General features: G+C 66.0%; 15 protein-coding genes and 1 pseudogene. 10 read left to right on the top strand and 6 right to left on the bottom strand.

The genetic code is table 11. The features are described from left to right. Positions 1–143: 143 nt before the first annotated feature. Together FJ311_04230 and FJ311_04235 are read right to left on the bottom strand one after the other, a co-directional pair. Positions 144–611, bottom strand: coding sequence for a hypothetical protein (locus FJ311_04230; protein ID MBM3950644.1), 468 nt, complete (start codon positions 609–611; stop codon positions 144–146). 157 nt (positions 612–768) lie between these two features. After that, on the bottom strand, positions 769–1,293 hold the full coding sequence (locus FJ311_04235) for a cysteine dioxygenase (protein ID MBM3950645.1): 525 nt from the start codon (positions 1,291–1,293) through the stop codon (positions 769–771). Between the two features lie 264 nt (positions 1,294–1,557). Between FJ311_04235 and FJ311_04240 the strand changes: the two genes are divergently transcribed. From FJ311_04240 to FJ311_04275, 8 genes are all read left to right on the top strand, one after another. Further along, entirely contained in the window at positions 1,558–2,331 is a 774-nt protein-coding gene (locus FJ311_04240) for an ABC transporter permease (protein ID MBM3950646.1), read from the top strand. Between the two features lie 91 nt (positions 2,332–2,422). After that, complete coding sequence (locus tag FJ311_04245; GenBank protein MBM3950647.1) at positions 2,423–3,160, top strand: ABC transporter ATP-binding protein; 738 nt, start codon at positions 2,423–2,425, stop codon at positions 3,158–3,160. Beyond that, positions 3,160–3,972 carry an ABC transporter permease gene (locus tag FJ311_04250; protein MBM3950648.1) on the top strand — a complete coding sequence of 271 codons (813 nt, stop codon included), beginning with the start codon at positions 3,160–3,162 and terminating at the stop codon, positions 3,970–3,972. Before FJ311_04245 ends, FJ311_04250 begins: the two co-directional genes overlap by 1 nt. Further along, positions 3,954–4,781, top strand: coding sequence for an ATP-binding cassette domain-containing protein (locus FJ311_04255; GenBank protein ID MBM3950649.1), 828 nt, complete (start codon positions 3,954–3,956; stop codon positions 4,779–4,781). The genes FJ311_04250 and FJ311_04255 overlap by 19 nt, the downstream gene beginning before the upstream one ends. Position 4,782: 1 nt before the next feature. After that, a complete protein-coding gene (locus FJ311_04260; protein ID MBM3950650.1) occupies positions 4,783–5,853 on the top strand; it encodes a hypothetical protein in 1,071 nt (356 codons plus the stop codon). 30 nt (positions 5,854–5,883) lie between these two features. Beyond that, on the top strand, positions 5,884–7,215 hold the full coding sequence (locus tag FJ311_04265; GenBank protein MBM3950651.1) for a selenium-binding protein: 1,332 nt from the start codon (positions 5,884–5,886) through the stop codon (positions 7,213–7,215). A 50-nt stretch (positions 7,216–7,265) separates the two neighbouring features. Next, positions 7,266–8,000: an SCO family protein gene (locus tag FJ311_04270; GenBank protein ID MBM3950652.1), complete on the top strand. Its 735-nt coding sequence runs from the start codon at positions 7,266–7,268 to the stop codon at positions 7,998–8,000. Further along, positions 7,997–9,151 (top strand): methylamine utilization protein MauG, encoded by a 1,155-nt coding sequence (locus FJ311_04275; protein MBM3950653.1) that lies wholly within the window; start codon positions 7,997–7,999, stop codon positions 9,149–9,151. Before FJ311_04270 ends, FJ311_04275 begins: the two co-directional genes overlap by 4 nt. A gap of 39 nt (positions 9,152–9,190) precedes the next feature. Here FJ311_04275 and FJ311_04280 read toward each other — a convergent pair whose 3' ends face one another. The 3 genes and pseudogenes from FJ311_04280 to FJ311_04290 form a co-directional block, all read right to left on the bottom strand. Then, entirely contained in the window at positions 9,191–9,862 is a 672-nt protein-coding gene (locus tag FJ311_04280; protein MBM3950654.1) for a DUF2459 domain-containing protein, read from the bottom strand. 91 nt (positions 9,863–9,953) lie between these two features. Further along, a complete protein-coding gene (locus FJ311_04285; GenBank protein ID MBM3950655.1) occupies positions 9,954–10,085 on the bottom strand; it encodes a winged helix-turn-helix domain-containing protein in 132 nt (43 codons plus the stop codon). Between the two features lie 133 nt (positions 10,086–10,218). Beyond that, positions 10,219–10,413 (bottom strand): annotated as a pseudogene (locus FJ311_04290) (hypothetical protein). Here FJ311_04290 and FJ311_04295 point away from each other — a divergent pair. Further along, positions 10,342–10,575 (top strand): XRE family transcriptional regulator, encoded by a 234-nt coding sequence (locus FJ311_04295; protein ID MBM3950656.1) that lies wholly within the window; start codon positions 10,342–10,344, stop codon positions 10,573–10,575. The pseudogene FJ311_04290 and the gene FJ311_04295 sit on opposite strands and share 72 nt — an antisense overlap. 312 nt (positions 10,576–10,887) lie before the next feature. On the opposite strand, the gene FJ311_04300 is transcribed toward FJ311_04295, so the two are convergent. Continuing rightward, complete coding sequence (locus tag FJ311_04300; protein MBM3950657.1) at positions 10,888–11,232, bottom strand: hypothetical protein; 345 nt, start codon at positions 11,230–11,232, stop codon at positions 10,888–10,890. Between the two features lie 91 nt (positions 11,233–11,323). On the opposite strand from FJ311_04300, the gene FJ311_04305 reads away from it, so the two are divergent. Further along, positions 11,324–11,806, top strand: a 483-nt coding sequence (locus tag FJ311_04305) for a hypothetical protein (protein ID MBM3950658.1), incomplete at its 3' end; no start/stop codon positions are given.

Raw genomic sequence — 11,806 nt, forward strand, 5'->3', positions numbered from 1 at the left:
TTCCGATTATTAAAGTTCCCAAAGGACGGCGCTGTCAACGTCCGACTGCGCCGTGTCGACGGGGCGCCGGGTGCCGGCGGCAAGATCGCGGCCATGAACCGTCTTCACGGCAACGCGGCCGCCCACAATGGCCGCCAACGGCGCTATCCGCCATGACTGCCCGCCACGGCACCCAGGACCACGAGCAGGCTGGCCGTCAGCAACACCCAATGGAAACGCTCGATCAGGGCGAAGATCCGTTCCGGCCGCTCCTTGGCGCGGGCCTCAAACCACCGGCGCAGAAACAAGGGCTCGGCGGCAAACAGGACGAAGGTGAAAATCGCCCAGATCGCGACCATGCCGTGCATCCACCAGAAAACCGGGTCGGCGAAGCGGTGCCAGAGGTCCCATCGGACCAGCAGATGTAAACCCGTCGCTCCGACCAGCAGCGTCGTGATCCGGGCCTGGACGGCGAAGCGCTTTTCCACCTTTTCGAAGAAAGCCGCCCGCTCGGCCGGATCGCGGGTCTCGCGCACGGCGGGCAGCAGCACGGTCGTGACGAAGGCCACCCCGCCGATCCACAAAACGACGCCAACGACGTGCAGGGCGCGGGCCGCGACGATGTCATCCATCGGTTCCGTCCTTCCTCTCCACTCGGCGCGGTCGACGATATCCCGGAATGCGTCGGCAGTTTCCAAATAATCCGCGACCTCGCGGATCGCGCCGGTCCCCGGTGCCGGTGGCCTCCCCGGGGGCAAGTCGCGCGGATAAAAAAGCGGATCGAACCGCCTACCTCGACTGGTGGTGCGGCACGTCGACGAGACGGCGGGTGCCGGCCGCAAGATCGTAGACGTGGAACGAATTCATGTTGCGCCCGTAGAGATGCAGGCTGACCGCCTGGGCGCGGTCGTCGGGAACGCCGGTGACGTGGATGTGATCTGGGTTCGGCACGAACGTGCTGACCGCGCCTTCGGGCAGCAGCGTGCCACCGCCGCGCCGGAGGCGGATACCGTGGTCGCTTCGGATCGCGCCGTCGACCGACATATAATTGCGTTCCTCCAACACGCCCCGCAGCACCCCGACCACGCCCCAGCAGCCGTGGTCGTGGATCGGCGTCCATTGGCCGGGGAGCCAGACCAGCGCGAACAGGGACAGTTCGCCATCCTCGGACATGTGGATGGCGTTGCGCGCATAATGATCCGGGTCGCTGCGGAAATGTCCCGGCGCGAGAAAGGTTTTGGAACCGAGCAGCAGATCGCGCATCAGCGGCGCGATCTTCTCGACCACCGTCGCCGCTTCGCGTTCGGCCGCCATGACCGCGCGGCAACGCGCGACGAATATGGCCAGCTCGCCGCCTGCGGGTTGTGCCGTGGTCAACGGAAGCCCCCTTCTCGCCCATTCAAACGCGCCCATTCAAGCATGGGCCGCGCGGCGACGGTACCACCTAAATATTTCGCTTGGAGGCGGCAGCGGGGCCGACCAAAATGCCGGTCGGGAGAGATACCGGAAATGGCGCTTCGAGGGGGCGGCGGCCAATCGTCGATGTTGTCCGCGATCGTCAACCGGCGTGTCGGTTTGATGGTGTTCGGTTTCGCCGCCGCGTTCGTGCTCTGGTACGCGAGCGTCAAGTGGCTGCCGTTTCCCGCGTTCCGGCGCCTGCCCGATCCGGTCGGCGTCCTCCAGGAATGGCTGAGCCGCGATCCGGCCTACGGCATTTCCGTCTTCACCGCCGATTACTACGTCCACATCCTCTACAGCACCTACCGCGCGACCACCGCGTTCGCACTGGCGGTCGTGCTCGGGGTGCCGCTCGGCATCATGATGGGCTGGAAAACGACGGTGCGCGAGTATTCCGACGCGCTGCTCACGTTGCTGCGCCCGATTCCGCCGCTGGCTTGGGTGCCGCTCGCCATCCTGCTGTTTCCGGGCACCGAACCGGCGGTGATTTTCGTCGTCTTCCTGGTCGCGTTCTACGCCACCACCCTCAACACCTGGGTCGGCGTGCGCGCGATCGACGTCGCCTACTTCCGCGCCGCGCTCTGCCTCGGCGCGCGGCCCGTCGACGTGCTGCGCGACGTCATCATCCCGGGGGCCATGCCCTCGATCTTCACCGGATTGCAGATCGCCATGGGCGCGGCCTGGTTCTCGCTGGTCGCGGGCGAAATGATCGCCGCCCGCTACGGCCTCGGCTACGTGATCTGGGAGGCCTACAACCTGATCCAGTACCCGACCATCGTCATCGGCATGGTGACGCTCGGCTTCGTCGGTTACGTGTGCAGCGCGCTGATCCGAGTCGCCGGCGACCGGCTGATGCGCTGGCACCAGAAGAACATCGGTGCGGTCCGTGGCTAGCGCGCCCGCAACCGCCGTCAACGGCGCGGTGACGATCGATGCCGTCGGCAAGGTCTACGGCGAAACGGTGGTGGCGCTGGAGGATTGCAGTCTGGAGATCGCCGCCGGCGAGTTCCTCGCCCTGGTCGGGCCGTCCGGGTGCGGCAAGAGCACGCTGCTCAACATCCTCGCCGGGTTCGACCATCCGACCCGGGGCACCGTCACCCTCGACGGCGCGCCCTTGGCGTCCGCCGACCGGGCCGCGCACCCGGGCCCCGACCGCATCGTCGTCTTTCAGGAAGGCGCGCTTTTTCCCTGGAAAACGGTGCTCGACAACGTGACCTACGGCCTCAAGGTGCAGCGGCAAACGGCGCCGGAGGAAGCGCGGGCACGGGCGCTCGACATGCTCGCGCGCTGCGGCGGGCTCGACCGCGTCGCCCACCAGTTTCCGGGGCAGATTTCGTCGGGCATGCAGCGCCGGGTCGAGCTGGTGCGCGCGCTGATCAACGACCCCAAGATGCTGCTGCTCGACGAGCCGTTCCGCGCCATGGACACGGTCTCCAAGGGGCGCATGCACCAGCATTTGCTGGACATCCACGCGCAATTCCCGAAAACCGTCTTTTTCATCACCCACGACCTCGAGGAGGCGATCCTGCTCGCCGACACGGTCGCGGTGATGACCACCCGGCCGGGGCGCATCCGCTCGCGGGTCGCGGTCGATCTGCCGAGGCCGCGCCACGCCAGGATGATCGCCTCGGAACGCTTCGTCGCCCTCAAGGAACAACTGATCGCCGCCGTGCACGAGGAGGCCCTGAAGGCCTTCGAACGCGGCGAACGGGAGTTGGCGTGATGGCCGCCAAGGGCCGAACGCAAAACGCCGTCGCGCGCCTGTTCGCCCATTGGCGCGGCGCGGTGGCCATCGTCGCGTTCGTCCTCGTCTGGCAGATTCTGGGCACGATGTCGTCCACGTTCGGCGGCAAGATCCCGACCCCGACCCAAGTCACGCAAACCTTCTTCGCCTCCTTCGTCGACGATCCGCGCTATTGGCGCAACTGGGCGGCGAGTTTCGAGCGGGTGCTGTGGGGGTTCGGTTTCGCGCAATTGTTCGGCATCCCGCTCGGCATCGCGCTTGGTCTCAGCCGCACCACCGAAGAAATCGTGTTCCCGGTATTCGAGGTGCTGCGCCCGATTCCGCCGCTCGCCTGGGTGCCGGTCTCGATTCTTTTTTGGCCGACGCACGAGGCCAGCATCATCTTCATCACCTTCATCGGCGCCTTCTTCGTCATCGTCATCAACGTCTTCGACGGCATCCGCCACATCCCCGAGCGTTATTTTTGGCTGGCGACGTCGCTCGGCGCCACGCCCTGGCGGATTTTTCTCCGCATCGTCCTGCCGGCGGTCATCCCCTCGGTCGCGGTCGGCATGACGCTCGGCATCGCCATCACCTGGGACGTGCTGGTGGCGGCCGAGATGATCGCGGGCGACCTCGGCCTCGGCCGGCTGACGTGGGAAGGCTACGTCAGCAACACGCCCGAGATCGTGATCGTCGGCATGATCAGCATCGGCATCGCCGGGTATCTCTCGGCGCGCATTGTCGATTATATCGAGGCGCGGCTGATGCCCTGGGCGCAGCATGATCCGAAATTCCGGGGGCGGCGATGAGCGGCGGCGAACTCCGCGCCGAGAATTTGAGCAAAACCTACCGCGCCAAGGGACAGGCCCCGGTGCGCGTATTGGACAATTGCTCGCTCGCGGTCGCCGCCGGGAGGCTCACGGTGCTGATGGGGCCTTCCGGTTCGGGCAAATCGACCCTCGCCTACATCCTCGCCGGCTACGTCGCGCCCGACCGGGGGCGGGTGCTGCTCGACGGCGCGGCGGTCGAGAAGCCCGGTCCCAATCGCCTGATGGTGTTCCAGGAAACCACCTTGTGGCCGTGGATGACGGTCGCCGACAACGTGCTGTTCGGGCCTTCGGTGCGCACCGCCGGCGCCAAGGCCGAGGCCCGCGCCAAGGCGCGCGACCTGCTCCAGCGCTTCGGCCTGCTCGACTTCCAGGACAAGTTTCCGGGCCAGCTTTCCGGCGGAATGAAGCGGCGCGCCGAGATCGCGCAAGCCCTGATCAACGAGCCGCGCGTCCTGATCATGGACGAGCCGTTCCGCGGGCTCGACGTGATGACGCGCGAATTGATGCAGGAGTATTACCTCAAGGTTTTCGAGGAATCCCGCCCGACGACGCTCTTCATCACCTCGGAGATCGAGGAGGCCATATTCCTCGCCGACGTGATTTTGTTCATGGACCCGAAGCTGGGCCGGGTCGGCCGCGCGATCGAGGTCGATTTGCCAAGGCCCCGGACCTTCGAGATCATGGCCTCGGCGCGATACCGGGAAATCAAGGAACAGGCGCTGGAAACCCTGTACGCGCACGAGGAATCCGAGCACTATTCCCCGCAACAAACCCCGATGGGAGGCTGATATGGGAATTGGCAGGAAACTCGCCGGCTTGACGCTGGCCGGCGCGATCGCGGCGACGGCGCCCGCCTCGGCCGCGGAACCGGTCGACATCACCTACGGCTATCATCCGTACTGGACCGGCGGCTGGAACGGGGTGGTCATCAAGCACAAGGAGCTGTGGAAGAAATACCTGCCCGCCGGCAGCAAAGTGCGTTTCGAGCCCCACCTGACCGGCCCGCCCATGGTCAACGCCATGCTCGCCAACAAGATGCAGGTCGGCACCATGGGCGACATGCCCTCGCTGGTGGCGACCACCAAGCGCAGCATCGGCGATTTGCGGCTGGTGTCGGTGCCGATGTTCAGCCGCGGCCAGCAGTGCAACAAGATCCTGGTCCGCAAGGACGCGCCCGCGTTCGCCACTTACCAGGAGGCGATGGCCTGGATGAACGGCAAGCCCTTCGCCGTTCATCGCGGCACCTGCGCCAACCGTTTCACCGAATCGATCATCGCCAAGGGCGCGTTCAAGCCCGCCAACATCGTCTACACCGCGATCGAGGTGATCGCCAGCAACTTCGAGAGCGGCAAGCTCGACGCCGCCGCCATGTGGGAACCGCACGCGCGGCGCGTGGTCGAACTCGGCCACGCCAAGTACGCCGCGACCGGCGCGCCGTGGAACGAAGCCGACGCCAACTTCTCGCTCATGCGCCAGGATTTCATCGAAAAGAACCCCGAGGCGGCGGCCGGCTGGATCAAGGCCGAGATCGAGGCGCTCCGCTTCATGATCGAGAAGCCGAACGAAATGGCGCAGATGATCGTCGACGAGGTCAAGGGCTACGACCACAAGACCGCGTGGAAGGCCCTCTACGAAGGTCATCCCGACGCCATCGGCGGCGTCCCGGAAACCTACGTCGCCAAGATGGTGTTCGACGCCGACGTGCAGCAGCTGATGAAGAACGGCTACGACTTCCTGCTGCAGCTGAAGGTGATCAAGGACGGCGACGTGCCCAAGGACCCGATCAACGACGCGCCCTTGAAGAAGGCCTTGGCCGACATGAAAGCGTCGGCCCCGGTCGGCGTCATCAAGCGACCTTAATCGAAATATCACGCAACAGGGGAGAGACCCATGACCGATCCCGCGAAAACCACGGCCCGTCGCGCCGGGATTTGGCTTGCCGGCACCGCCGTCGCCATCCTGACCGCCGTCGGCCTGCCCGCGCGCGCCGACGAAACCTGCCAATCGCCCTACATGCCGATGATCACCGGTGTCGAGGAATACGTCTATGTCTGGACCCTCGGCGTCGAAGGCATGGGCGACGGTTCGGACAAGCTGGTGACCGTGGATGTGCGCGAAGGTTCGCCCACCTTCGGCAAGGTGGTCCATACGATCTCGACCGGCGGCCGCCACGAAGCCCACCACGGCGGCTTCACCGACAATCGTCGCTTCTTCTGGGCCGGCGGCCTCGACGACAGCAAGATCTTCGTCTTCGACGTGTTCTCCAACCCGGCCAAGCCGCGCCTGGTCAACACCATCGCCGATTTCGTCAAGGCGAGCGGCGGCGCGGTCGGGCCGCACACGTTCTACGCGCTCCCCGGCCGGATGATGATCACCGGGCTTTCCAACGACAAGGATCACGGCGGGCGCACCGCGCTGGTCGAATACACCAACAGCGGCAAGTACGTGCGCACCCATTGGATGCCGACCAAGGAGTCGATGCCCAAGCTCAAGGGCATCGAGCACGCCGACGGCTACGGCTACGACGTGCGCGCGCTGCCGCGCAAGAACGTGATGCTGACCTCGTCGTTCACCGGCTGGTCCAACTACATGATGGACTTCGGCAAGATGCTGAAGGACGAAGCCGCGATGAAGCGCTTCGGCCAGTCGGTGGTGCTGTGGAATCTCCACACCCGCACGCCGAAGCAGGTGTTCCACGTGCCCGGCTCGCCCCTCGAAATCCGCTTTGCCTGGGGGCCGCGCAGCAACTACGCCTTCACCAGCACCGCGCTCACCTCCAAGCTGTGGCTGATCCACGAGGACGACAAGGGCGAATGGCAGGCGAAGGCGGTCGCCGACATCGGCGATCCGTCCAAGATCCCGCTGCCGGTCGACATCAGCCTCGCGGCCGACGACCGCTCCCTCTGGGTCAACAGCTTCATGGACGGGACGACGCGCCTGTTCGACGTCAGCGATCCGCACAAGCCGAAGCAGGTCTACGAGAAGAAGATCGGCCGGCAACTCAACATGGTGTCGCAAAGCTGGGACGGCAAGCGCGTCTATTTCACCAGCTCGCTGCTTGCCAACTGGGACAAGAAGGGCGACGACAACGAGCAGTTCCTGAAGGGCTATGCCTGGGACGGCAAGGAATTGAAGGAACGCTTCGTCCTCGACTTCAACCAGGAAAAGCTCGGCCGCTCGCACATCATGGTGTTCGGCAGCCGGGCGCTCTACGGCCGCTAGAGGCGGACGATAAGGCGGAACGGGGCGGCGCGCCGGGATAAGGTTACGCCATGGTATCGCGCGCGTTGTTCATGGGCGGGGCGTTGCTCGCGTTCGGGCTCGGCGCGGCCGCCTATGCCCACGACCGCGCGGCGCACAACGAACCGGCGGCCGCGACGGTGTGGGCGGAACGGACGCCCGAGTTCGACTACGACCCGCCCGTCCCCGGCACGTACGAACTGCCCGAACTGCGCGACGCCGGCGACGGCGCCGTGCTCGACATCCGGGGAGCACCCAAAAGGCTGCGCGACATCCTCAGGGGCAAGATCACGCTGCTGAGCTTCATCTACACCAACTGCGGCGACGCCAAGGGTTGCCCGCTCGCGACCGCGGTCCTCGCCGACATTTTCCGGGCGGGTTCGGACCAGCCGGACTTGGCCGCCAACCTCAGACTCGTCACCTTGAGCTTCGATCCCGGCCACGACACCCCCAAGGTGATGGCCGAATACGCCGCGCCGCTGCTCGCGCTGCGCGAAGGCCGGCCGAGCTGCGAGTGGTCGTTCCTAACCACGGCGGCGGAGGACGACCTCGATCCGATTCTCGCCGACTACGACCAGCTGGTGGTCAAGAACCTCGGCCGGGACAACGCCTTCGACGGCACGTTCGAGCATCTGCTCCGCGTCTACCTGATCGACCGCGCCGGGCGGCTGCGCAACATCTACGGCGTGTCGCTGCTCGACCCACGGCTGCTGGTCGCCGACGCCAAGACCTTGTTGCTCGAAGAACGCGGCGTCCGTCCCCAATGAAATCGTTCGCGGCGCTGATCGGCGTCGGCGTCGGCGTCCTCGCCTTCGCTCCCGGCGCGCGCGGCGCCGATATCGACGACCGGGCGCTGGCGCGCGTGCGGACGCCGCCGCTCGGCCTGCCCGCGGTGCCGGTTCCCGCCGACGACCCGCCGACCCGGGAAACGATCGCCCTCGGGCGCAAGCTGTTCTTCGACCGTCGCCTGTCCGCCAACGGCACCATCAGTTGCGCCATGTGCCACGTCCCGGAACAAGGCTACACCCTGAACGAATTGGCGACGCCGGTCGGCATCGAGGGCCGCTCGGTGCGCCGCAACGCGCCGACGGTGGTCAACGCGGCGTTTCAGAAATCGCTCTTCCACGACGGCCGCGCGACGACGCTGGAAGAGCAGGCGCTGCTGCCGCTGGTCGACGCCGACGAGATGGGCAATCCCTCCCTCGACCACGTGGTCGCGCGCCTGCGCGGCTTGCCCGACTACGCCGGCCTCTTCGAGCGCGCCTTCGGCCGCGCCGCCGACGCCGCGACGCTTGCCCGCGCCGTGGCCGCCTGGCAGCGCACGCTCGTTTCCGGCAATTCGCCGTTCGACCGTTGGCGTTTCGGCAGGGACGAAACCGCGCTCGGCCCGGCGGCGCGGCGCGGCTTCGCCCTCTTCGGCGGCAAGGCGGGCTGCGCCGGTTGCCACGCGATCGGCCCCGATCACGCGCTGTTCACCGACCACCGCTTCCACAACACCGGCGTCGGCGCGCCCGCGCCGCCCACCGTGGGCGTGCGCGTCGAACTCGCGCCCGGCGTTTACACCGTCCTTCCCCACGAGGTGGTCGCCGCGGTGAGCGAGCCGGCGAAGCCCGACCTCGGGCGCTTCGAGATCACCGACGATCCCGCCGACCGCTTCGCCTATAAGACGCCCTCCTTGCGCAACGTCGCCTTGAGCGCGCCTTACATGCACGACGGATCGCTCGCGACCCTTGCCGACGTGGTGCGGTTTTACAACGGCGGCGGACGGCCCAACCCCGGTCTCGATCCCTTGATCCGGCCCTTGGGGCTGAATGAATCCGAAATCGGCGACCTGGTCGCCTTTCTCGAAAGCCTGACCGGCGCCGACATCGCCGATCTGATCGCCGACGGACGCAGCGTCGCCGTCGGCAATCCGTGATGCCGTTCGCGCACGCCGCGCCGACGCGACGCGCCCAAATTAACGCCGTCGCGGCGCGGCGGTCGCGATGGGGCGCAGTTGCGCCATGATCTCCTCGGCGCGCGCGACGCCGGCGGGGTCGACCGGCACGCCCGCCGCCGCCAGGCTGCGCGCCGTCCAGGTGTTGCACGTGTTCGCCAGATTGAATGCGCCGGTCGCCGGATAGAACAGGCTGTAGGAGTAAAGCCCGGGCGCGTTCGCGCGGGCGCGCGCGGCACCCGAACGGGCGAACGTCGCGTCGAGCGCTCCGACCAGCCGCCGGAAGCTTTCCGGCGAAAGCCCGAGTTCGATTACCTCGGAGCGCGGATAGACGTCCCGCGGGTGGGCCGGCAATCCGGCCATGTGCACGACGGCGGGGTTGGCCCCGAACGCGGCGCCGAGCGCCAGGGCGAAGGTTGGCTTGGGCGCGGGATAGTACTCGGCATCGCCCCAACCGAATTCGAGATACGGGGCGTGGACGAAATCGTCCGCCTCGGGAATCGCGTCGGGCGGCAGCGCCGCGCGCGCCACCACGATGCCCGTATGCCAGTCGTTGCTGGTGACGTGGACGGCGATGTCGCCCCGCCACGGGCCGGCGAGCGGGGCGGGCGATTCGATCGGCGGGGCGGGCTGGCACGCGGCCGCCGCGAGCAGAGCCAGCGCAAGTCCCAACCGTGCAAGCCTGGGGCACATCCCGAAAAGTATGGCGGTTCGGGCGACTAAAGGGAACTACTGCCGGCACCGGCGGTTTTCGGCAAGGCTTTCGTTCCGTTGCGTGACCCGTTCAATCGTGCGCCCGGCGTTCGAGCTTGGCCGGATCGCGAATGCGAATATGGGCGCGCTCCAACGCGATCGCCCCGTCGCGCTCGAGTTCCTTGAGCGCCCGCTGCACCACCTCGCGCACCGAGCCGACCATGGACGCAATTTCCTGATGCGTGATGCGCGCGCAGGCCGGACGTTATCCCCGCGGGCCTCGTCGTCGGGAAACGCCCACGCCTGTGGGCGGCTGCCGCTCGCTCCGGCGCTTCAGGCAGCGCGCTCGCGGGCAGCTAGAACGGTATTTCGTCGTCTAGCGCGTCGAGTCCGTTTGATGGAGGCAGCGCACCCTTTGGCAGCGGTAGGTTCGTCACGATGAACAGGTTGAGAATGTCGTCCCTGTCGATGAACATGATCTGCGAGCGCTTGATCGCGTCCAGCTTGTTGCCGAGCCAGTTGCGCGCCTGCTTTGTGATTTCGCCGCCGGCGGGCTGACGCAGAGCGCGACGGCACGGCACCTGGGGGTGACGCAGCCGCGGCTCAACGACCTCGTGCGCGGTCGCATCGACAAGTTCAGCCTCGACGCGCTCGTGGTCATGCTCGCCCGCGCCGGCCGCCGCGTGGCTGTCAAGGTCGGGAAAGCCGCCTAAGCGTGCCGGCATACTACCTCGTCAGCGAAATCGGACCCCGGAATGCCTCTCGGCGGCTATCGGGGTGTGGGTGTAGTTGTGGGTAAAAGACAAATACCCATAAAAAATCTTTTATTTTCAATGATGAATGGCGGAGGAAGAATACCCGAAATCCAACGTTCTCTGGCTTGCACTTGCTCGCGGTGCCAGGTTGCTCCGCAAAAAGTTGCAACCATTGTCCAGCACCCGTCCGCCCCATCAGTCATGCCGAGCAGCGGGTCAAGCTCCGATCGCTCGGTGACGGCACCCGGCGTGGCGAAGCGCCAACGGATTTCAAAAAACCAGTACCTTGTCGGCTTCCATGGTTGCCGCGGATAAGGCGTCCATGGTGCTGCGCGCGGGGCCTTCCATCACATCCTCGGCCGCCATGCCCCGGGCATCCATGCAGGTTCCGCAGAGCAGCACCTCGCCGCCGCCGAGAAGGACCTTTTTGAGCATTCGTTCCACGTTGTAGAAGCCGTCCGGCGTCTTCTGCCCTTTTTTTGCCGAGATAACGGCATCGGCCATCAGAAAAACCGTGACTTTCGCGTTTTTCTGGAGTGCGCCCGCAAGCCTAAGGCCGTTGTAAACACGCTCGGTTCCGTAAGGCGGGTCGTTGAGGATAAACAGGATTTTCATGGTTTTTCTCCGTTGCGCGGGGGCTTTGGTTGATTCAACGGCCGGCAAGCGCGGCAATATTCAAATATTCTCTTGAATAATTGATCTAAGAATGGCATCTTGTCAAGCCGCGAAACGGCGAAGACGGCAGCTGGGAGAAAAGGACATGCGCATTTTGGTTCTCGGAGGATCGTTCGGCGGCCTTACGGCGGCGATCACTCTCCGCAAGCATCTGCCGAACGGTCGGCATGAGATTGTCGTCATTTCCAAGGAGAAGCGCTTCATTTTCATTCCGTCGTTGCCGTGGGTGACGATGGGATGGCGGACCCTGGCCAATATTTCCTTTAACCTGGCCCCGACCTTGGCCCGCTGGAAAATCAGTTTCGTTGAGGGCGCCGTGACGCGGATCGAGCCGGAGAAAAAGCGGGTCCATACTGCCGCCGAGAGCTTCGACTATGACTACCTCGTGGTCGCAACCGGCATTCGCAGCGCCAACGAGGCCGTTCCCGGTTTGGGGCCGTTCGACGGCCCCGGGCACTCTCTGATGTCCCCGCCGGAGGCCGAAGAAGCGCGCGACGCCTGGGCGGCTTTTCTC

The sequence above is a fragment of the Rhodospirillales bacterium genome (genome assembly GCA_016872535.1).
Taxonomy (GTDB): domain Bacteria; phylum Pseudomonadota; class Alphaproteobacteria; order Rhodospirillales; family 2-12-FULL-67-15; genus 2-12-FULL-67-15.

Excerpts from the sequence above, each read along its gene's own strand:
- FJ311_04230 (MBM3950644.1), bottom strand. The coding sequence starts at position 611 with ATGGATGACATCGTCGCGGCCCGCGCCCTGCACGTCGTTGGCGTCGTT.
- FJ311_04235 (MBM3950645.1), bottom strand. The coding sequence starts at position 1,293 with ATGGCGGCCGAACGCGAAGCGGCGACGGTGGTCGAGAAGATCGCGCCG.
- FJ311_04240 (MBM3950646.1), top strand. The coding sequence starts at position 1,558 with ATGGTGTTCGGTTTCGCCGCCGCGTTCGTGCTCTGGTACGCGAGCGTC.
- FJ311_04250 (MBM3950648.1), top strand. The coding sequence starts at position 3,160 with ATGGCCGCCAAGGGCCGAACGCAAAACGCCGTCGCGCGCCTGTTCGCC.
- FJ311_04260 (MBM3950650.1), top strand. The coding sequence starts at position 4,783 with ATGGGAATTGGCAGGAAACTCGCCGGCTTGACGCTGGCCGGCGCGATC.
- FJ311_04265 (MBM3950651.1), top strand. The coding sequence starts at position 5,884 with ATGACCGATCCCGCGAAAACCACGGCCCGTCGCGCCGGGATTTGGCTT.
- FJ311_04270 (MBM3950652.1), top strand. The coding sequence starts at position 7,266 with ATGGTATCGCGCGCGTTGTTCATGGGCGGGGCGTTGCTCGCGTTCGGG.
- FJ311_04275 (MBM3950653.1), top strand. The coding sequence starts at position 7,997 with ATGAAATCGTTCGCGGCGCTGATCGGCGTCGGCGTCGGCGTCCTCGCC.
- FJ311_04280 (MBM3950654.1), bottom strand. The coding sequence starts at position 9,862 with ATGTGCCCCAGGCTTGCACGGTTGGGACTTGCGCTGGCTCTGCTCGCG.
- FJ311_04285 (MBM3950655.1), bottom strand. The coding sequence starts at position 10,085 with ATGGTCGGCTCGGTGCGCGAGGTGGTGCAGCGGGCGCTCAAGGAACTC.
- FJ311_04300 (MBM3950657.1), bottom strand. The coding sequence starts at position 11,232 with ATGAAAATCCTGTTTATCCTCAACGACCCGCCTTACGGAACCGAGCGT.